We start from the raw sequence: 18,450 nt of genomic DNA on the forward strand, positions 1-18,450 counted from the left end.
CCGCCATCAGCCGTTCGTTGTTCGGCGCGAACGCTGTCGGCGTGTTCACCCCCTTGCCGAGGCAGAAAGCGTAGTCGGCATATTGCGCGGAGAAAGCGAGACCCTCGTCCGACGATCCCGCGCAGATGATCTTCATGTCGCCGGTCGGCAGCGGCCGCACCCGGCAATCCTCCATCTGGTAATATTCGCCCTGGAAGTCCGACACTCCGGTCTCCCACAGCTCGCGCAGGATCCCCGCATATTCGCCAAGCATCTGGTAGCGGTTGCGGAAATGCTCGTCGCCCGGCCACAGCCCCATCTGGCTGTATTCCGGCCGCTGCCAGCCGGTGATGAGGTTGAGGCCGAAGCGGCCGTGGCTGATCGAATCGATCGTGTTGCACATCCGCGCGCAGAAGGCGGGCGGGATGACGAGGGTTGGGCAGGTCGCGTAGATCTTGATCTTCTCGGTGACGGCGGCGAGCCCTGCCATGAGCGTGAAGCTCTCGAGGTTATGCTCCCAGAATTCGGTCTTGCCGCCGAAGCCGCGCAGCTTGATCATCGACAGGAGGAAATCGACGCCGTGCTTCTCGGCGCGGATCGCGATCTCCTTGTTCATGTCGAAGCTCGGCATGTACTGCGGCGCCGTCTCGGAGATGAGCCAGCCGTTATTGCCGATGGGCACGAAGATGCCGACTTCCATGGTGATCACTCCGCTGGGTATATTTCGTGGTCGAGGAAATTCCGGACGAACAGGGCGAATTGCTGCGGCTCGGTGACGTTGCAGGCGTGGCCCCCGACACCCATCACGCCGATGCCGCCGCGCGTGTCGTAGAATGCGTCGATGCAGTGCGACGGCACCAGCATGTCGTCACGCGCCGAGAGCGCGAAGATAGGGACCCGGAACTCGGCGACCCGATCGCCGACATCGAATGCCGCGAGAGCGGCAATTCGCCGCTCCACCGTTTCCCGGCCGGGAAAAGCCGCGAGCTGACGTGCCGCCTCCTCGTCGAGCCGGTCGAGATTGTCGCTGATCCAGTTGGCCGGGTAGAGGAATAAAGGCTGGGCTCGCAGATAGGCTTCGACACCGCTGTCGCGGAGCAGCGCGAGACGGAGCTCGAAGCAGCGCAGGAAATGCCGGTCGGGCCGCAGCCAGGCGTTGACCGCCACGACCGAGTCGAGCCGGTCCGTTGCCTTGAGGGCCAGCGCCAGCGCCGCGACACCGCCCGCGGCGTGCCCGATCACCGTGGCGCGCGCAACACCAAGGGCGTCCATCAAGGCCAGGATGTCGTCCGCCATGGCTTCCACGCTCGCGTCCGGCAATTCCCGGTCGCTGCGGCCGGTGCCGCGATGGTCGTAGAGCAGGACGCGGTAGCGCTCCGTCAGAGACGGAAGGTTCGATTCCCAATAACTCCCGGAGCCGCCAAGCCCGGCCGAGAGGATCAGCACCTCCCCCTCCTCCGGGCCGTGCCACTCGTACCAGAGCCCCGCCGCGTGCGGCATCAGGCGAGGTGCGCGACGGTGGCGATCTCGACGAGCAGGCCCGGCTTCACCAGCCCGCACTGGATGCAGTAGCGCGCCGGCTTCGCCCCGGGAAAATATTCCGCATAGACCGCGTTCATCGCGGGATAATCGGCCCAGTCCACAAGGAAGATGTGGTTGAAGGCGACGTCCGCCATGCTCGCCCCGGCGGCTTCCAGGGTGATGCGGATCGTCTCCAGCACATGCCGGGTCTGCGCACCTGCATCGCCCGGATGGAGCACGATGCCGCCTTCTCCCAGCGCCAGGGTGCCGGAGACGTAGACGGTGCTGCCGGCCTTGGTTCCCGCCGAATAGGGCGCGATCGGCGCGGGAAATTGCGACGGGTTGATCGGCTCGAAGGGCATTTCAGCTTTCTCCTATCTGCCCGAAGGCACCGCAGAAATCGGCCACGGTCGAGACCCAGCCGAAGAATGTCTCGACATTGTAGACGCTGGCCTTCTGAAGGAATTCCGGCCCGGCCTGGTGCGTCGCGTCTTCCAGCATGATGCCGAAATATTCGAGGAAGAAGCCGTCGCGGAGCGTCGATTCGACGCAGACGTTGGTGGCGATTCCGAGCAGCACGATGTTGCGGATGCCGCGCGCCCGCAGCAGGCTGTCGAGCTGCGAGTGGAAGAAGCCCGAATAGCGGGTCTTGTGGAGCTCGATGTCGCCCGGCTGCGGCTTCAGCGCCTCGACCAGCTCGTAATCCCAGCCGCCGCGGGCGAGCAGCTTGCCCTGCAGCTCCGGCCGCGCCCGCATCGTCTTCAGCGCGTTGGACTTGTGGAAATTGGGCGAGCCCGGCCCGCCCGCCTCGCGATAGGCAGGGTCCCAGCCGTTCTGGAAGTAGACGACGGCCATCCCGGCCTGGCGCGCCACCGCCAGCACCTTGGCGGTCTGCTCGACGACGCGGGCGGCGCCGCCGATGTCGAAGCCGGCGAGATCGAGATAGCCGCCGGGCGAGGCATAGGCGTTTTGCATGTCGACGACGATCACCGCCGTCTCCTCGACGACGACCCGGATCGGCTCCGGCCGCGCCGGCAGGGTAACCCGGCGCCGCGTCGCCCCCTCCCCCGATAGTCCCGCCTCGACCGTCATCTTTTCTCCCTTCAGGGCGGAATGTTCACGAGAAGCGCGGCGCGTACAAGGCCCACCGGAGGGCTCAGCCGGGGAAACGGCCCTCGAAGACGATCTCGTCCAGCGGCTTGCGCGCGCTCGGAGCCTCCCGCGCCCGCAGCTTCTCGGGCAGCGCCGCCGGATCGCCGAGCCGGCCGATCGCCACCGCCGCCTCGATCCGGAACCGCTCCGGCACCGCCAGAGCGCCCTGCGCCCGCTCGAACTCCACGCCCGACATGCCGTGGGCATGGTAGCCGAGCCGCGCCGCCTGCAGCGCGAGATGGGCCCAGGCCGCCCCCGCATCGAAGCTGTGGCTGTGCGACGGCGCCTCACCCGATCCGCTCGTCATCAGCCGGTCGGACAGGACGTAGACGAGCACCGATGCACTCTCCGCCCACTGCCGGTTCCACGGAATGAGGAGATCGAGGAATAGCGCCCAATCGGGCCCCTCCCGGCGGGCGTAGAGGAAGCGCCAGGGCTGGGCGTTGAAGGCGGAGGGCGCCCAGCGCGCCGCTTCGAACATGGTCAGCAGGTCCGCCTCCGGCATCTCGGACCTGTCGAACGCCCGCGGCGACCAGCGGGCGAGGAAGAGCGGATCGACGGGATGATCGGACCGGCGGCCGGTCATGCACTCGCTCCTTTGCGCCGTCCCGAGGAGCCCGGCGCCGGCAAAGGGCTGGCGCACCCGACAGGATTCGAACCTGTGGCCTCTGCCTTCGGAGGGCAGCGCTCTATCCAGCTGAGCTACGGGTGCCGGGCCGTGTGGGCGCTTAGCAAAGCCCTCTCCCGCCCGCCAGAGGTTTCGCTTCCCCGGCGGCGAGAGCCTATATCCCCTTCGCCGCCCGCACCTTCTTCTCTGCGGCCCGGTCCCCCGGCGGCGGGGTCTTCGGCTTGTAGCGGCAGATGTCGACGATGACGCAGCGCCAGCATTCGGGCGTGCGCGCCTTGCAGACGTAGCGGCCGTGCAGGATCAGCAAATGGTGCGCGTCGCGGCGGTAGGGCTGCGGCGTGACCCGGTCGAGCTTCATCTCGACCTCGACGACGTTCTTGCCCGGGGCGAGGCCGGTGCGGTTCGAGACGCGGAAGACATGGGTGTCGACGGCGAAGGTCACGGCGCCGAAGGCGGTGTTCATCACGACGTTGGCGGTCTTGCGGCCGACGCCGGGCAGCGCCTCCAGCGCGTCGCCGTCGGCGGGAACCTCGCCGAAATGCCTGTCGATCAGCGCCTGGCTGAGGGCGATGACGTTCTTCGCCTTGGTGTTGAACAGGCCGATCGTCTTGATGTGCTGCTTCAGCCGCTCCTCGCCGAGCGCGACCATCGCCGCGGGCGTGTTGACGGTCTGGAAGAGTTCCCGGGTGGCGATGTTGACGCTCGCGTCCGTCGCCTGCGCGGACAGCACGACGGCCACGAGCAGTGTATAGTCGTTGACCGACTTGAGCTCGGTCTCTGGATTGGGCGTCCGCTCCGCCAGCCGGCGGTAGAGCTCCGCGACTTCGGCCGCCTTCATGCGCATTCGTCCAAGGCCTTGCCGAGCCGCGCCAGCCCCTCCTCGACGATCTCGGGCGGGCCGCCGACGCCGATGCGGAAATGATCGGGCATTTCGAACCAGCGGCCGGGCACGATCGACGTGTCGAAGCGGGCGCGCAGCAGCTCGTCGAGCGTCTCGGGATCGCCTGGAAGCAGGCGTGGAAAGGCGGTGATGCCGTGCACCATCGGCGCGCATTCCACGTCGCTGCGGCGCGCGAAGAAGGCGTTGGCGAGGGCCCGGTTGCGGGCGAGGCGCTCGGCGGTCCCGGCGCCGACCTCATCGAGGTGCGCGAGGGCGATGCAACCAAGCCGCTCGCCCGCATGGACCTGAGCCACCCCGAACAGTTCGTTCAGTCGCCACATCCGCTCCGCCAGGGCCGGCTCGGCCAAAATCCAGCCGCAGCGTATGCCGGAGAGGCCGTAGACCTTGGTCAGGCTGTTGGTCGCGACGAACCGGTCCGAGAGGCGGACCGCAGACCGCGGCGCCTCCTCGAACGCAGCGTCGCGATAGACCTCGTCGACGAGAATGCGCGGGCCGAGCTCCGCAATGCTGCGCAGCATTTTCTCGTCCGCATAGGCGCCGGAAGGATTGTGGAGGTTGGTGATGACGATGAGCTTCGTCGCGGGCGTGACGGCGCGGGCGACCTCCTCCGGATCGAGTTCGAAGGCCGGCGCACGGCGTTCGAAACGCGTAATGCGGGCGCCAAGGAAGCCGAGCACCGCGAGCATCGGCTCGTAGGTCGGCTGCTCGACCAGCACCTCATCGCCCGGCGCGACGAGCGCGGCCATCGCCAGCATGTTCGCCATCGACGTGCCGTCGGCGGCGACCACCCATTCCGGCGGCACGCCCTCCTTGGCGGCGATGGCTTGCCGCAACGGCGGGTAGCGGTAGGCGCTGGCTCCGGTCAGATCGAGATCGGCGAGCGTCAGCTCCAGCCGCTCGAGCGCGAAATGCGGCACTTCGCTGGAGGCGAGATGGTAGCGGACCGGCCGCTGGTTCTTCGCCCAGTGCATGTAATCGGACTGGAGGATGCGCGCATTCATGCGGGCCGTCGTCGCAGCCAGTAGAGGCAGGCGGGAACACCCGCGAGCAGGATCGCGAAGCCGACCAGGCTGTTGGCAAGGTGGTTCCACACCGTCGCCGCCACCACCAGCCAGCAGGCGACGACGAAGAGGCCCGTGGTGAACGGGTGCCCAGGCGCGCGGAACATGCCCTCCTCCCCGGTGCCGCGGCGGCGGAAGACGAACAAGGCCGCGCCGGTGAGGCCGAAGAAGATGAAGTCGACGGAGACCACGTAGCTCAGGATCTGGCCGTAGCTCCCAGACAGGGCGATCACCGTCGCGGCCACTCCCTGCAGGGCGATGGCCACGACCGGCACCCGCGTCCTCTCGCTGACCCGGGCGACGGTGCGGAAGAAGAGCCGGTCCTCGGCCATGGCGAAATAGACGCGCGGCGTGGTCAGCATGCCTTGGCTGAGGAAGCCGAGAGTCGAGATGGCGATGCCGAGCGCGATCAGCGCCGCCCCCTTCTCGCCGAGCGCCAGCCGCATCACCGAGGCGGCGGGAGTCTCGGACGCCGCGAGTCCCGCCGGCCCGAGCACCCAGACGCAGACGAAGGCGACGGCGGTGTAGAGGAGGATCACGCCCGCCACCCCGAGCAGCACGCCCCGCGCAAGATCGCGGCGCGGGTCGCGCATTTCCCCGGCGACAAAGCTGGTCGTCTGCCAGCCACCGTAGGCGAACATCACCGGCGTCATCGCGGCGCCGATGGCGGCAAGGAGGCCGAGCGGCGCGGAATGGTCCAGCAAGGGAGCCGCCGCCGTCTGCGGGTGGACCGGCGCGAACCACCAGCCGCAACCGACGAGGAGGAGGATGGCACCGATCTTGAGCAGCATCAGCCCGCTCTGGACGTTGCTGCCCGCCTTGACGCCGAAGCAGTTGACGAGGGTGAGCAGCGCCAGCGTGCCCGCCGCGATGGCGCCCTCCGGCACGTCCCAGCCGGTGAGCACGACGAAATAGCGCGCGAAGGTGATCGCCACCGCCGCCATCCCGCCGGACTGGATGACGAGCAGCAGCGACCAGCCGTAGAGAAAGGCGGGGAGCGGCCCGAACGCGTCGCGGAGATAGGCGTACTGGCCGCCCGTCTCCGGCCGCCGCACCGCCAGCTCGGCATAGACGAGGGCGCCGGCCATGGCGACGATCCCGCCCAAAACCCAGGCGCCGACGATCAGGAACGGCGTGTGGACCGCGCGCGCCACTTCGGCCGGGTTGATGAAGATGCCGGAGCCGATGATGCCGCCCATCACCAGCATCGTCGCGTCGAACGGGCCGAGGCGCCGGAGCAGCCGGGGCGCCCCCTCCTCCGCCATCAGAGGCCCAGCACGTCCGCCATCGTGTAGCGGCCCGCCGGTTTCCCCGCGAGCCACAAAGCCGCGGCGATCGCGCCGCGGGCGAAGATCATCCGGCTGTCGGCGCGGTGGGCGAGCTCGATCCGCTCGCCCTCGCCGGCGAAGATCACCTGGTGCTCGCCGGCCACCGTGCCGCCGCGCAGCACCGCATAACCGATCGTCCCCGCCTCGCGCGCCCCGCCTTCCATGCGGTCGAAGCGGCTCAATTCCTGCATCGTCGCCCCCCGCCCCTTCGCGGCCGAAGCGCCGAGCAGCAAGGCCGTGCCGGAAGGCGAGTCGCGCTTGTCGCGGTGGTGCATCTCGACGATCTCGATGTCCCATTCCCGCCCGAGCCGCGCTGCCGCTTCCTCGACCAGGTGGCGCAGCAGGTTGACGCCGAGCGACGTGTTGGGCGCGTGGATCACGGCGACCTTCTCCGCCGCAGCGTCGATCAGGCGCTGATGATCCTCGCCGAGCCCGGTGGTGCCGACGAGGATCGGCTTCCCTGCCGCCCCCGCCGCCTTGAGATTATCCTCCAGCGCCTCCGGCACCGAGAAGTCGACGAACACGTCCGCCTCTCCGGCCTCGCTGAGCCGGATATCGTCCCGCCCCTCGGCGGCCATGGCGATGGCGCGGCCCATCCGGCCGCCGGCGCCGAACACATTGATCAAGATCATGGCTCCTTTGTGGGCGAGGGCGCCCGCGAGCGCAACCGCCGGAACCTTCCTTCCGCCCTGTCATTTCTAAGGCGAAATCGTTTCACGAAGGACATGATGGCCAGTATCTTCCAATGGGGTCCGGCGCCGGCCGCGACCCACCCCGCGGCCGACGCGTTCCTCCAGCGCCGGCTCGCGCGCTGGAACCGCGACCGCCTTGCGCCGCAGCTTCCCGCTGCCGACTGGCAGGCCGAGATCGACCGCGACGCCGAGATGCGGCACCTCGAAGTGGCGTTCCTGGAGACGCTGCGCCGCGAAGCCGCGCGCGCTGCCGCCGAGGCACCGACTGACGCCGACGGCTTCATCGCCTGGTATGAGGGGCTGAAGGAGCGCGGCCCCGGCCAAGGCGACCCGCTCTTCCCGTGGCTCGCCGAAGAGGCGCCGCTCGCCGATCTGCGCTGGTTCCTGGAGCAGGAGGCGGCGGGCGAGGCCGGCTTCGACGATCTCGTCGCCATGACGCAGGTTAAGTTCCCGAAGCGCGCCAAGCTCGAGCTCGCCCGCAATTATTGGGACGAAATGGGCCGCGGTAACCCGAAGGGGATGCACGGGCCGATGCTCGACGCGCTGGTGACGGCGCTCGATCTCGAACCGACGATCGACGACACGCTCCCCGAGAGCCTCGCCCTCGCCAATGCGATGACGGCGATGGCTACCAACCGCCGCTATGCCTGGCATTCGGTGGGCGCGCTTGGTGTCATCGAGCTGACGGCGCCGGGCCGTTCCGGCTGCACCGCCGCGGCGCTACGCCGCCTCGGCTTCCCGCCCAAGGTGCGGCGCTATTTCGACCTCCACGCCAGCCTCGACGTTCGCCACAGCGCCGCCTGGAACGCCGAGGCTCTGCGCCCGCTGGTCGAGGAGGATCTCGCCCGCGCCCGCGCCATCGCCGAAGGGGCGCTCATTCGCCTCGCCTGCGGCGCCCGCTGCTACGAGCTCTACCGCGCCCGGCTGTGGCGCGGGAGGATCGCCGTCGCCGGCAAATGAGCTAAGGAGCGGCATGGCCGACGCCCTGCCGCTCCTGTCGTTGAAGCAAGCCCGCCGGATCGCGCTCGGCGCGCAGGGCCTGGCGCGGCCGCGGCCGGCGGGGCCGGTGAGCGAGCGGCGGCTGCTTGCGCTGGCCGAGAAGCTCAACCTGTTCCAGATCGACAGCGTCAATGTGGTATCGCGCGCGCACTACCTGCCGGCCTTCTCCCGCCTCGGCGACTATCCTACCCAATTGCTCGACCGCGCCGCCTGGGGAAAGCCGCGGCGGCTGTTCGAATATTGGGCACACGAAGCCTCGCTCCTCCCGTTCGAGCTCCACCCGCTGCTGCGCTGGCGGATGGCAGAGGCGGAGCGCGGCGAGGCAGGATGGAAATCCCTGCGCAGCTTCGTCGAGGAGCGCCGCGGCGAGGCGGACGCCATCCTCGCCCGAATCGCCGCCGAGGGCCCGTTGGCGGCGTCCGACCTGGAAAAGGGCCGAACCGGCTGGTGGGAGTGGAGCGGCGCCAAAAGGGTGCTGGAATGGCTGTTCTGGGCCGGGAAGATCACCACCGCCACCCGCCGCGGGAGCTTCGAGCGCGTCTACGACCTGCCGGAGCGGGTGCTCCCCAGGCGCATCCTCGCCCTTCCCACGACCTCCAAGGCCGAGGCACAGCGCGCCCTGCTGGAAAGGGCGGCCCGCGCGCTCGGCGTCGCGACCTCGCGGGATCTGCGCGACTATTTCCGCCTCTCGCCCGGCGAGACTGCACCCGGCATCGCCGAGCTGGCTGAGGAAGGCGTGCTGCAGCCGGTTCGGGTCCAAGGCTGGCGCGACGTCGCCTACCTCCATCAGGACGCCGCCAGGCCCCGTGCAACCGAGGCGCAGGCCCTGCTCGCTCCGTTCGACCCGCTCATCTGGGAACGCTCCCGCGCGGAGCGCCTGTTCGGCCTCCATTACCGCATCGAAATCTACACGCCGGCCGAGAAGCGGGTGCACGGCTATTACGTCCTTCCCTTCCTGCTCCGCGACGGCATCGCCGCCCGTGTCGACTTGAAGGCCGACCGGAAGCATGGACACCTCCTCGTTCAGTCCGCCCACCGCGAGGCGGGCGCGCCGGAGGACACGACCGAGGCACTAGGCGCCGAACTCCGCCTGATGGCGCAGTGGCTCGGCTCGAAGGAGGTGCGGGTGGAAAGGAAGGGCGATCTCGCCGAAGCCTTGCAGCGCGAATTCTGACGTGGAGAGACAAGTGGACCGCGTCGTCATACTGACCGGCGCCGGCATTTCCGCGGAGAGCGGCCTCGCCACCTTTCGCGGTCCCGAGGGCACCTGGGAAGGTCACCGCGTCGAGGATGTCGCGACGCCCGAAGCCTTCGCGCGCGACCCTGTCCTGGTCCAGCGCTTCTACGACGCCCGCCGCGCCCGGCTGAAGGAGGTGGAGCCGAACGCGGCCCACCGCGCCCTCGCCCGCCTCGACGCCGAATGGCCGGGCGATCTCCTCCTCGTCACCCAGAATGTCGACGATCTGCACGAGCGTGCCAGGTCGCGGCGGCTCCTCCACATGCACGGGGCTCTTCGCTCCGCCTGGTGCCTCGCCTGCGACACGCATGTATCTTGGGACGAAGAGCTGTCGAGCGGCCCCGCCTGCCCCGCCTGCGCCACCCCGGGGCAGCTGCGGCCCGACATCGTCTGGTTCGGCGAAATGCCCTACGAGATGGACCGCATCGACGCCGCGCTGCGCCGGTGCGACCTGTTCGTCTCGATCGGCACGTCGGGCGCCGTCTACCCCGCCGCCGGCTTCGTCCAGACCGCCCGCTACGCCGGCGCCCGCACCCTCGAGATCAACCTCGACCCCAGTCTCGGCAGCATCTGGTTCGAGGAGGTGCGGACGGGGCGCGCGGGCGACTTGGTGCCGGAGTGGGTTGAGGAGGTGCTTGGAGGCGCTTGAACGGTTGGAGCATCCTCCACGACACGCTATGATATTGGCAGGAGAAGCCGCGTGACTGAGCAGACCGACATCCGCCTCGCCCGCCACTTCCGTGTCTTGATCGAGGACAAGCTGGCATCGGGACGATGTGAGAATCCAAGCGCGGTCGTCGAGGAGGCGGTGCGCCTGCTGGAACGATATGAGGCGCAGGAGGAAGCGCTCGCGCGTGCCCTCCAAGAAAGTCTCGACAGCGGTGAGGCAGAGCCCTTCGACATGGAAACATGGCTGGCCGAGCAGGATCGCCTCGACGCCGCTCGGGCATGAAGGAAATCAGGCTCCGGCCTGGCGCCGTCGCCGATCTCCGGGAGATCCGCTATTACACCCGCAGAAAGTGGGGGCGCGTCGCAGGCGCGAGCCTATCTTGAGGATCTTGGGCGTGGGATCCAAGCCATCGCAGCGGGGGAGGCGATTGCGACGTGGGTGAAGTCGCGCGGCCGCCTGTTCGGACGCTGCCGATGCCAGGAGCATTACATCTTCTTCCGCGAAACCGCCGATATGCTGGACGTGGTGCGCATCTTCCACGCTAAGATGGACGTGGTCCGGCGGCTCGCCGACGAATAGCTATTCCACCCAATCGAGCCCGATGTCGCGGTAGAGCCCCCTATCCTCCTCCCATTTCGGGTTGACCTTGACGTGGAGGAAGAGGTGGACCTTGCGCCCGAGCAGTTCGCCGAGTTCCTTGCGCGCCGCCTCGCCGATGGCGCGGATGCGGGTGCCGCCCTTGCCGAGCACGATCGCCTTCTGACTGTCGCGGCCAATGAGGATCTGCTGGTGAATGGCGACCGAGCCGTCCTTCCTCTCCTCGAACTTCTCGGTCTGGATCGCGCTTTCGTAGGGCAGCTCGGCGTGGAGCTGGAGGTAGAGCTGTTCGCGGGTGACCTCGGCGGCGAGCATGCGGTCGGTGGCGTCGGAAACCTGGTCGGGCGGGAAATGCCAGGGCCCTTCCGGCACGCGGGCCGCCAGCGCGCGCTTCAGCTCCGGCACCCCGTCGCCCGTGGAGGCGGAGACGAAATAGACCTCCTCGAATTCGAGCCGCTCCCCCAGCTGCGTCGCCAGCGCGAGGAGCGATTCCTTCTTCACCAGATCGACCTTGTTGAGGACGAGGATCTTGGCCTCGCGGCGACCCTTGATCTGCTCGACCATCGCCTCGATGCGGCGCGAGAAGCCCGTCTCCGCGTCGATGATCAGCGCGATCAGATCCGCCTCGGTCGCACCGCCCCAGGCGGCGGCGACCATCGCGCGGTCGAGCCGCCGCTTCGGCTCGAAGATGCCGGGCGTGTCGAGCAACAGGATCTGCGCCTCGCCCTCGATGGCGATGCCCATGATGCGGGTGCGCGTCGTCTGCGCCTTGGGGCTGACGATCGCGACCTTCTGTCCGACGAGCGCATTGACGAGCGTCGACTTGCCCGCATTGGGCGCGCCGACGATGGCGACGAGGCCGCAGCGCTCGCTCATTTCAATTTCTCCAGCATGGCTTCCGCGGCGAGCTTCTCGGCTTCCTGCTTGCTAGATCCGATCCCGCTCGCCTCGCCCAGGCCCCGGATCGTCACGGCAACGGTGAAGCGCAGCGCGTGGTCCGGGCCGCTCCGATCCGTCACGATATATTCGGGCGGCCGCCGGTTGTTTGCCGCAGCCCATTCCTGGAGGGCGGCCTTGGGGTGCTTGGGCGCCGCGGTGAGGCGCTCGACGCGCGTCTCCCAGCGGGCCCGGATGAACCGCCGCGCCGCTTCCAGCCCCTGGTCGAGATAGAGAGCGCCGATCAGCGCCTCCGTGACGTCGCCCAATACGTTATCGCTCTGGAACACGCCGTCGTCCTGCGCCTGCTTGCCGAGCCTGAGGTGCGAGGGCACGCCGAGCTCTCGCCCGATCTCGGCGCAGACTTCGCCGGTCACCAGCGCGTTGAGGCGTTGCGAGAGCTTGCCCTCCGCATCGGGGAACCGCTCGACCAGCCAGTGCGCGACGACGAGGCCGAGCACCCGGTCGCCGAGGAACTCCAGCCGCTCGTAATTGTCGCCGCCATGGCTCGGGTGCGTCAGCGCGCGCTCGTAGATCGCGAGGTCGCCCGGCGTCTCACCCAGCGCTTCGGCAAGCCAGGAGGCAAGCGGCGCGCTCAATAGGATTTCCCGACGCGGTCCCAGCGCGCGGCCGAAAACCAGGTCCAGGGCTTGAACCAGCTCGACGAACCGTCGGTGGAGAAGAAGATGAGCAGCGGCCGCCCGATCAGATTGTCCTCCGGCAGGAAGGAGACGCCGCCCACCTCCGGCGAGAAGCGGCTGTCGGCGCTGTCGTCGCGATTGTCGCCCATTACGAACACATTGCCCACTGGGACGCGGTAGACCGGCGTGTCGTCGGCGACGCCGTGGATCTGGTCGAGCACCTCGTACGACTTGCCGTCGGGCAGCGTCTCCCGGTAGCGCGGGTAGCGGCAGAAGGTGCGGCCGTTCTCGACGTCCGGCTGGGGCGCATAGCCGCCGACATAGCGGCACGGGCTGTTGGCGCTCTCCTCCATCAGGAAATCGGCCACGCGCACCTTCGGCACCGGCTTGCCGTTGAGGATCAGCACCCCGTCCCGCACCTGCACGGTGTCGCCGGGCAGACCGATCAGCCGCTTCACATAATCCTGACCACTCGCCGGATGGTGGAAGATGACGATGTCACCGCGCTTCGGCTCGGCGCTCCACAGCCTTCCCGAGAAACTGGCGAGGCCGAAGGGAAAGGCGTAGCGCGAATAGCCGTAGGGCCATTTGGCGACGAACAGATAGTCGCCGATCCGCATCCCCGGCAGCATCGAGCCGGACGGGATCATGAACGGCGCGAACACGAAGGTGCGCAGCAGCACCGCCGCCAAAAACAGGACGAGCAGGAACCGCGTCGTCTCTGCCAGGCCGCCGCGCGCTTTCGATATTTTCAGTGCTTTCGCGCCGCTCGCCATGGCCGCAGCCTTTCGCGCGGCGGACGGGGCAAATCAAGCATCCTATTCCCCTCGCCCCCTCCCCTTCCTATAGCGCCGCCATGGACGAGACGAACCGCGCCTGGGCCGCCCTCGAAGCCGCGCCGCGCGCCGCGCTGACCGCCCTGTTCGCGCGGGAGCCCGGCCGGCTGGGGGCGCTCAGCCTCGACGAAGGCGGCATCCGCTTCGACTTTTCGAAGACCCACTTGGACGCCGGGCTCGTGGCGGGCTTCGCCGCGCTCGCCCGGCACCAGGACCTCGCCGGCGCCCGCGACGCCCTCTTCGCCGGCAACATCGTCAACCCCACCGAAGGCCGCGCCGCCGAGCACAGCGCCGAGCGGGGACAAGGCGCACCCGAGAGCGTCGCCCGCGCATCCGCCCTCCACGCCCGCATGCGCGCGCTCATCGACGCGATCGAGGCGGAGGCGTTCGGCCCGATCCGCCACGTCATCCACATCGGCATCGGCGGTTCGGCGCTCGGCCCGGATTTCCTGATCGACGCCTTGGGCCGCGGCAGCGACCGCTACGAGGCGGCCATCGTCTCCAACGTTGATGCCGCCGCGCTCGAGGAAGCGGTCGCCGGCTTCGACCCGCAGACCACCCTCCTCGTCATCGCGTCGAAGACCTTCACCACCAGCGAGACGATGCTCAACGCCCGCTCCGCCATCGCCTGGCTGGAGGACGGCGGCGTCGAGGATCCCTATGGCCGAATCGTCGCGCTCACCGCCGCGCCGGACAAGGCGATCGAGTTCGGCATCGACGAGACTCGCGTCCTGCCGTTCTCGGAGAGCGTCGGCGGCCGCTACTCCTTGTGGTCGGCGATCGGCTTTCCGGCGGCGCTTGCGCTCGGCTGGGAGGCGTTCGAGCAATTGCTCGAAGGCGCGGCGGCGATGGACCGCCATTTCCGCCTCGCGCCGCTCGAGCGGAACGCGCCGGTGCTCGCCGCCTTCGTCGACCGCTATTATGCCAATATCCGCGGCGCCGAGACCCGCGCCGTCTTCGCCTATGATGAGCGGCTCCGCCTCCTCCCCTCCTACCTCCAGCAGCTGGAGATGGAATCGGACGGCAAGTCGGTGAAGCTCGACGGCAGCCCCGTCGGCCGCGCCACCGCGCCGATCACCTGGGGCGGCGTCGGCACCGACGCCCAGCACGCCGTCTTCCAGCTCCTCCACCAGGGGACGCACCTCGTCCCCGTCGAGTTCGTGGCAGCGATCGAGCCCGGCCACAGCTATGACGAGGAGCATCACCGCCAGCTCCTGATCAACTGCTTCGCGCAGGGCGCCGCTTTGATGGCCGGCAAGGCGAGCGACGACCCGCACCGCTCCTATCCCGGCGACCGCCCCTCGACGACGATCCTTCTCGACCGAATCGATCCGCCCACGCTCGGCGCCCTCCTCGCCTTCTACGAGCACCGCACCTTCGCAAATGCAGTGCTGCTCGGCATCAACCCGTTCGATCAGTATGGCGTCGAACTCGGCAAGGAGATGGCGAAGTCGATCGACGGCGGCGGCATGGACTTCGATCCGTCGACGGAGGCGCTCATCGAAAAGGCGCTGGGCGGCCTCGACGAATGAAGCGGGCGCTGCTCGCCCTCCCCGTTCTCCTCTTCGTCGCTGCATCGTCGGCGATGGCCGCGGAGACGAGGATCGAGCTGTTCCGCAACCGCCTCTTCATCCCCGTCAGCGTCAACGGCACCCGGGTCACCGCCTTGCTGGACTCGGCGGCGGAAATGTCGGTGATCGACGACACTCTCGCCCGCCGCCTGCGCCTCCGCCTCGGCAGCGATCAGGCGGTGAACGGCAGCGGTGGCGCCGAGAAGGGCCGCTTCGCCCACGGAGTGTCCTTGTCCGCGGCAGGCCTGCGCCTCCCCCACATGACCGCCGTGGTGCTGGACCTTCGCGACCTTTCGCAGCGCCTGGTCGGACGGCCCGTCACGCTCATCCTCGGCCGCGAGATATTCGACTCGGCGCGCCTGCGCATCGACCTCGCCCGCGGCACCATCGCCGCCGTGCCGCGCACCGTGCAGCCGGGGGGTGAGCGCTACACCCTCGTCACCGCCCACGGCGTCGAGAACTTCCCCGTCAGCGTCGAGGGCGGCCCGCCGGTTCGCGCCGAGTTCGATCTCGGAAACGGCAGTGAGGTGCTTGTCGGCAAGGCCTATGCCGAGCAGACCGGCCTCCTCGCTCCCAAGCGCATCGTCGGCCGCAGCGACGGCGGCGGCATCGGCGGCAAGGTCAGCCGCGACATCGTCGTCCTGAAATCCCTTACGGTCGGCGGACGGACCTTCGAGAACGTCCGTGCCGCCATCGATGCGACGGGCACCGCCGGCGACGTCAATGTCGGCACCTCAATCCTTCGCCACTTCGTCATCACCACCGATTTTCCGCAGCGTACGCTGTGGCTGGAGCCGAGAACATGAAGTTCGACTACGACCTCTTCGTCATCGGCGCCGGCTCCGGCGGCGTCCGGGCCTCCCGCGTCGCCGCCGCCCACGGCGCCAAAGTCGCGGTCGCCGAGGAATTCCGGGTCGGTGGCACCTGCGTCATCCGAGGCTGCGTGCCCAAGAAATTGCTCGTCTATGGCGCCCATTTCGCCGAGGACCTTGCCGACGCGCGCCGCTTCGGCTGGGACGTCCCCGAATGCGCGTTCAACTGGAAAACGCTGCGCGACAACGTCCTCGCAGAGGTGGACCGGCTCGAGGGGGCCTATGGAGAGACCCTCTCCAACCACAATGTCGAGGTGATCCGCGAGCGCGCCGTCGTCACGGGCCCCAACCAGGTCCGCCTCGCCGGCGGCCGCACACTCACGGCAAAGCTCATCCTCATCGCCACCGGCGCCACGCCGGTCGTGCCCAGCTTCGAGGGCGCCGAGCACGGCATCACCTCGAACGAGGCCTTCCACCTCGACCGGGTCCCGAAGCGCGTGGTGATCGCCGGCGCCGGCTATATCGCCAACGAATTCGCCGGCATCTTCCACCAGTTCGGCGCCCACGTGACCCTGGTGAACCGCTCCGACGTCATCCTGCGCGGGTATGACGAGACGATCCGCGACCGCCTCCTCACCATCTCCATCATGAAGGGCATCGACTACCGCTTCCACGTCAAGTTCCAGCGCATCGAGAAGCGGGAGGACGGCATTCTCCTCGTCCACATGGAGGGCTGCGACACGATCGAGGCGGACTGCGTCATGTACGCGATCGGCCGCACGCCCAACACCGCCGACCTCGGCCTCGACAGCGCCGGCGTCCAGCTCGACGACAAGGGCGCCGTCGTCGTCGACGCGGACAACAAGTCCACCTGCGACTCGATCTACGCGGTCGGGGACGTCACCAACCGCGTCCAGCTCACCCCCGTCGCGATCCGCGAGGGCCAGGCCTTCGCCGACACCCTGTTCGGCGACAAGCCCACTCGTGTCGACTATGAGAACATCCCGTCGGCCGTGTTCAGCCACCCGCCCCTCGCCGGCGTCGGCATGACCGAGGGCCAGGCCCGCAACAAGCTCGGCTCGGTGCGCACCTACACCTCCGATTTCCGCCCGATGAAGAACGTCCTCGCCGGCCGGAACGAGCGCGCCCTCTACAAGCTCGTCGTCAACGCCGAGACGGACGAGGTGGTCGGCCTCCACATGATCGGCCCCGACGCGCCCGAAATCCTCCAGGCCGCGGCGATTGCGATCAAGGCGAAGCTGAAGAAGAGCGATTTCGACCAGGTGGTGGCCCTGCATCCAACGATGGCGGAAGAGCTCGTGCTGATGCGATAGGTCTGCGGTGGATCCGCAACCGCGATCGTCATGCCGGCCTTGATCCGGCATCCACCTTCTTCTCCTTGAACCGAGCGACAAGAGAGGTGGACCCCGGATTAAGTCCGGGGTGACGAACGTCTGGTGATCGTGGCCTCGCTCAGCCCCCAGCATCCGGCACGGCGCTGTTGCCCTCCTCCGCCGCCTCGGGCACCGGCTTCTCGTCGAGGCCGAGCCAATCCCGCGGCGGGAGGCGGTACAGCATGTCCATCACCTCGAACTCGAGGCCGCCGGCCTGGCTGCTCGAGCCGTTCCACAAGGCGACGACGCCGCTCTTCAGCGCCGGATCGAACATGATCAGCGAGCGGTAGCCCTTCACCCCCCCGCGGTGGGCGATGACGCGGTGGCCGGCATAATCGTAGACCCGCCAGCCGAGGCCGTATTGGGCGGTGCGCACCCGCTCGCGGAACTTGCGCATCCGCCCAAGCTCGCCCGCCGTCGCCACCCGTCCGGTCTGCACCTCGCGCAGCACGTCAGGCGGGATGACATTGGGCGCGAGGCCCATCTGGGCCTCCATCCAGATGGCGAGATCCTTGATCGAGCTGTTGACGCCGCCCGCCCCCGGAATCCGGTAATAAGCATCGCTGACCTCCACCGGCTTGCCGTGCTTGCCGCCCGTATAGGGCCGCGCCCAGCTCGGCGCCGTCACCAGCGAATTGCGGTTGAGCGAGGCCGAGCGCATGCCGAGCGGGCCGAAAATCCGCTCCCGCACGGCTTGCTCGTAGGTCTTGCCCGTCGCTTTCTCGACGATCTCGGACGACGCGTCGTAAGCGACGTTCTGATAGGCCCAGCAGGTCCCCGGCGGGCAGATCGGGTTGAGCTGCGCCAGCATCGAGCGGAGCATGTGCGGGTCCTGCCCTTCCTCCAGCTTGTTGTCGTTGGCGTGGCTGAACAGCCCCAGCCGGTGCGAGAGGAGGTCCGCCACCGTCGCCCGGTTCTCGTTCCCGGCGGGAAGCTTCAGGGAGGGTGCATAGCGCCCGACCGGCTCCACCAGCGACAGCTTCCCGTCATGGGCAAGCAGCGCCACCATGTCGGCCGCGACGCCCTTCGAAACCGACGCCCAGCGGAACAGGGTGTTCGGCGTAACCTTGTCGCCGCTGCCGGCGACGGTCTCGCCATAGCCTTTGAGGAAGCGGATCTCGCCATTCTCCACGACTCCGACCGCCATGCCGATCATGTTGGGCGCGTCCATCAGCCGGGTCAGCCGATGGTTGAGGAGATTATAGTCGACCAAGCTGTCCTTCGCCTGCTGGCGCTCGTCGATGCGGGCGAGGTCGCGATCGGAGATGCCGACATTGGGCGCCGCGACGGTCGGCCCGCCCGGCGCCGGCGCCACCGGCCCGTGGTGCCTGGCGGCGGCCCAGAAGAGGATGAAGAGGACGAGGATGCCGCCAAGCGACAGGTACGCGAACTTGCGGGACAGCGGGCGAATCCTTCGGCGGGCTGAAACAAGAAACCGGGCCGGCGATGCCTCGCCGGCCCGGTCCATGCAAGCATTCAGAGACGCTTGGACGCG

General features: G+C 68.6%; 21 protein-coding genes and 1 tRNA gene. 8 read left to right on the forward strand and 14 right to left on the reverse strand.

From position 1 onward, the window contains the following. The 10 genes from VGC56_RS18270 to dapB form a co-directional block, all read right to left on the reverse strand. Positions 1–679 (reverse strand): LLM class flavin-dependent oxidoreductase (locus VGC56_RS18270; protein WP_464127382.1); only part of this gene is annotated, 679 nt, incomplete at its 3' end. 5 nt (positions 680–684) lie between these two features. After that, complete coding sequence (gene rutD / locus VGC56_RS18275) at positions 685–1,479, reverse strand: pyrimidine utilization protein D (protein ID WP_464127191.1); 795 nt, start codon at positions 1,477–1,479, stop codon at positions 685–687. Next, positions 1,479–1,862, reverse strand: coding sequence for a pyrimidine utilization protein C (gene rutC, locus VGC56_RS18280; protein ID WP_464127193.1), 384 nt, complete (start codon positions 1,860–1,862; stop codon positions 1,479–1,481). The genes rutD and rutC overlap by 1 nt, the downstream gene beginning before the upstream one ends. A gap of 1 nt (position 1,863) precedes the next feature. After that, complete coding sequence (gene rutB / locus VGC56_RS18285) at positions 1,864–2,592, reverse strand: pyrimidine utilization protein B (RefSeq protein ID WP_464127195.1); 729 nt, start codon at positions 2,590–2,592, stop codon at positions 1,864–1,866. 64 nt (positions 2,593–2,656) lie between these two features. After that, positions 2,657–3,238: a nitroreductase family protein gene (locus VGC56_RS18290; protein WP_464127197.1), complete on the reverse strand. Its 582-nt coding sequence runs from the start codon at positions 3,236–3,238 to the stop codon at positions 2,657–2,659. Positions 3,239–3,287: 49 nt separating this feature from the next. Next, a tRNA-Arg gene (locus VGC56_RS18295) sits at positions 3,288–3,364 on the reverse strand. Between the two features lie 70 nt (positions 3,365–3,434). Beyond that, positions 3,435–4,118 carry an endonuclease III gene (nth, locus tag VGC56_RS18300; protein WP_464127383.1) on the reverse strand — a complete coding sequence of 228 codons (684 nt, stop codon included), beginning with the start codon at positions 4,116–4,118 and terminating at the stop codon, positions 3,435–3,437. Next, positions 4,115–5,182: an aminotransferase class I/II-fold pyridoxal phosphate-dependent enzyme gene (locus tag VGC56_RS18305; protein WP_464127198.1), complete on the reverse strand. Its 1,068-nt coding sequence runs from the start codon at positions 5,180–5,182 to the stop codon at positions 4,115–4,117. The genes nth and VGC56_RS18305 overlap by 4 nt, the downstream gene beginning before the upstream one ends. Beyond that, on the reverse strand, positions 5,179–6,507 hold the full coding sequence (locus tag VGC56_RS18310; protein ID WP_464127200.1) for an APC family permease: 1,329 nt from the start codon (positions 6,505–6,507) through the stop codon (positions 5,179–5,181). The genes VGC56_RS18305 and VGC56_RS18310 overlap by 4 nt, the downstream gene beginning before the upstream one ends. Continuing rightward, on the reverse strand, positions 6,507–7,202 hold the full coding sequence (gene dapB, locus VGC56_RS18315; protein ID WP_464127202.1) for a 4-hydroxy-tetrahydrodipicolinate reductase: 696 nt from the start codon (positions 7,200–7,202) through the stop codon (positions 6,507–6,509). The genes VGC56_RS18310 and dapB overlap by 1 nt, the downstream gene beginning before the upstream one ends. Positions 7,203–7,298: 96 nt before the next feature. On the opposite strand from dapB, the gene VGC56_RS18320 reads away from it, so the two are divergent. The 5 genes from VGC56_RS18320 (at position 7,299) to VGC56_RS18340 (ending at position 10,747) form a co-directional block, all read left to right on the forward strand. After that, the gene (locus VGC56_RS18320) at positions 7,299–8,222 is read left to right on the forward strand and encodes an iron-containing redox enzyme family protein (protein WP_464127385.1); all 924 of its coding nucleotides are present in this window, start codon (positions 7,299–7,301) and stop codon (positions 8,220–8,222) included. A gap of 13 nt (positions 8,223–8,235) precedes the next feature. After that, positions 8,236–9,435: a winged helix-turn-helix domain-containing protein gene (locus tag VGC56_RS18325; RefSeq protein WP_464127204.1), complete on the forward strand. Its 1,200-nt coding sequence runs from the start codon at positions 8,236–8,238 to the stop codon at positions 9,433–9,435. A 1-nt stretch (position 9,436) separates the two neighbouring features. Then, complete coding sequence (locus VGC56_RS18330) at positions 9,437–10,147, forward strand: NAD-dependent deacylase (protein WP_464127206.1); 711 nt, start codon at positions 9,437–9,439, stop codon at positions 10,145–10,147. A gap of 51 nt (positions 10,148–10,198) precedes the next feature. Next, positions 10,199–10,450, forward strand: a complete 252-nt coding sequence (locus tag VGC56_RS18335; RefSeq protein ID WP_464127208.1) for a type II toxin-antitoxin system ParD family antitoxin — start codon at positions 10,199–10,201, stop codon at positions 10,448–10,450. 156 nt (positions 10,451–10,606) lie between these two features. Further along, on the forward strand, positions 10,607–10,747 hold the full coding sequence (locus VGC56_RS18340) for a hypothetical protein (RefSeq protein ID WP_464127210.1): 141 nt from the start codon (positions 10,607–10,609) through the stop codon (positions 10,745–10,747). Here VGC56_RS18340 and era read toward each other — a convergent pair whose 3' ends face one another. Genes era through lepB form a run of 3 tightly spaced genes read right to left on the reverse strand, consistent with a single transcriptional unit; the run spans position 10,748 to position 13,118 of the window. Then, complete coding sequence (gene era, locus VGC56_RS18345; RefSeq protein ID WP_464127211.1) at positions 10,748–11,641, reverse strand: GTPase Era; 894 nt, start codon at positions 11,639–11,641, stop codon at positions 10,748–10,750. Then, positions 11,638–12,300, reverse strand: coding sequence for a ribonuclease III (rnc, locus tag VGC56_RS18350; RefSeq protein ID WP_464127213.1), 663 nt, complete (start codon positions 12,298–12,300; stop codon positions 11,638–11,640). The genes era and rnc overlap by 4 nt, the downstream gene beginning before the upstream one ends. Next, positions 12,297–13,118 carry a signal peptidase I gene (lepB, locus tag VGC56_RS18355; RefSeq protein ID WP_464127215.1) on the reverse strand — a complete coding sequence of 274 codons (822 nt, stop codon included), beginning with the start codon at positions 13,116–13,118 and terminating at the stop codon, positions 12,297–12,299. The genes rnc and lepB overlap by 4 nt, the downstream gene beginning before the upstream one ends. Before the next feature lie 80 nt (positions 13,119–13,198). On the opposite strand from lepB, the gene pgi reads away from it, so the two are divergent. Genes pgi through gorA form a run of 3 tightly spaced genes read left to right on the forward strand, consistent with a single transcriptional unit; the run spans position 13,199 to position 16,895 of the window. Beyond that, positions 13,199–14,710 carry a glucose-6-phosphate isomerase gene (gene pgi, locus VGC56_RS18360; RefSeq protein WP_464127216.1) on the forward strand — a complete coding sequence of 504 codons (1,512 nt, stop codon included), beginning with the start codon at positions 13,199–13,201 and terminating at the stop codon, positions 14,708–14,710. Beyond that, a complete protein-coding gene (locus tag VGC56_RS18365; RefSeq protein WP_464127218.1) occupies positions 14,707–15,555 on the forward strand; it encodes a retropepsin-like aspartic protease in 849 nt (282 codons plus the stop codon). The genes pgi and VGC56_RS18365 overlap by 4 nt, the downstream gene beginning before the upstream one ends. Next, complete coding sequence (gene gorA, locus VGC56_RS18370; protein ID WP_464127220.1) at positions 15,552–16,895, forward strand: glutathione-disulfide reductase; 1,344 nt, start codon at positions 15,552–15,554, stop codon at positions 16,893–16,895. Before VGC56_RS18365 ends, gorA begins: the two co-directional genes overlap by 4 nt. Before the next feature lie 139 nt (positions 16,896–17,034). Here the strand turns inward: gorA and VGC56_RS18375 are convergent, their stop codons facing one another. After that, on the reverse strand, positions 17,035–18,423 hold the full coding sequence (locus tag VGC56_RS18375) for a serine hydrolase domain-containing protein (RefSeq protein ID WP_464127222.1): 1,389 nt from the start codon (positions 18,421–18,423) through the stop codon (positions 17,035–17,037). Between the last annotated feature and the right edge of the window lie 27 nt (positions 18,424–18,450).

This window comes from Allosphingosinicella sp. (genome assembly GCF_036403745.1).
Taxonomy (GTDB): Bacteria; Pseudomonadota; Alphaproteobacteria; order Sphingomonadales; family Sphingomonadaceae; genus Allosphingosinicella.

Bases quoted from the DNA above. Each gene is read 5' to 3' on its own strand.
- rutD (WP_464127191.1), bottom strand. From the start codon at position 1,479: ATGCCGCACGCGGCGGGGCTCTGGTACGAGTGGCACGGCCCGGAGGAG.
- rutC (WP_464127193.1), bottom strand. From the start codon at position 1,862: ATGCCCTTCGAGCCGATCAACCCGTCGCAATTTCCCGCGCCGATCGCG.
- rutB (WP_464127195.1), bottom strand. From the start codon at position 2,592: ATGACGGTCGAGGCGGGACTATCGGGGGAGGGGGCGACGCGGCGCCGG.
- VGC56_RS18290 (WP_464127197.1), bottom strand. From the start codon at position 3,238: ATGACCGGCCGCCGGTCCGATCATCCCGTCGATCCGCTCTTCCTCGCC.
- nth (WP_464127383.1), bottom strand. From the start codon at position 4,118: ATGAAGGCGGCCGAAGTCGCGGAGCTCTACCGCCGGCTGGCGGAGCGG.
- VGC56_RS18305 (WP_464127198.1), bottom strand. From the start codon at position 5,182: ATGAATGCGCGCATCCTCCAGTCCGATTACATGCACTGGGCGAAGAAC.
- VGC56_RS18310 (WP_464127200.1), bottom strand. From the start codon at position 6,507: ATGGCGGAGGAGGGGGCGCCCCGGCTGCTCCGGCGCCTCGGCCCGTTC.
- dapB (WP_464127202.1), bottom strand. From the start codon at position 7,202: ATGATCTTGATCAATGTGTTCGGCGCCGGCGGCCGGATGGGCCGCGCC.
- VGC56_RS18320 (WP_464127385.1), top strand. From the start codon at position 7,299: ATGGCCAGTATCTTCCAATGGGGTCCGGCGCCGGCCGCGACCCACCCC.
- VGC56_RS18325 (WP_464127204.1), top strand. From the start codon at position 8,236: ATGGCCGACGCCCTGCCGCTCCTGTCGTTGAAGCAAGCCCGCCGGATC.
- era (WP_464127211.1), bottom strand. From the start codon at position 11,641: ATGAGCGAGCGCTGCGGCCTCGTCGCCATCGTCGGCGCGCCCAATGCG.
- lepB (WP_464127215.1), bottom strand. From the start codon at position 13,118: ATGGCGAGCGGCGCGAAAGCACTGAAAATATCGAAAGCGCGCGGCGGC.
- pgi (WP_464127216.1), top strand. From the start codon at position 13,199: ATGGACGAGACGAACCGCGCCTGGGCCGCCCTCGAAGCCGCGCCGCGC.
- VGC56_RS18365 (WP_464127218.1), top strand. From the start codon at position 14,707: ATGAAGCGGGCGCTGCTCGCCCTCCCCGTTCTCCTCTTCGTCGCTGCA.
- gorA (WP_464127220.1), top strand. From the start codon at position 15,552: ATGAAGTTCGACTACGACCTCTTCGTCATCGGCGCCGGCTCCGGCGGC.
- VGC56_RS18375 (WP_464127222.1), bottom strand. From the start codon at position 18,423: ATGGACCGGGCCGGCGAGGCATCGCCGGCCCGGTTTCTTGTTTCAGCC.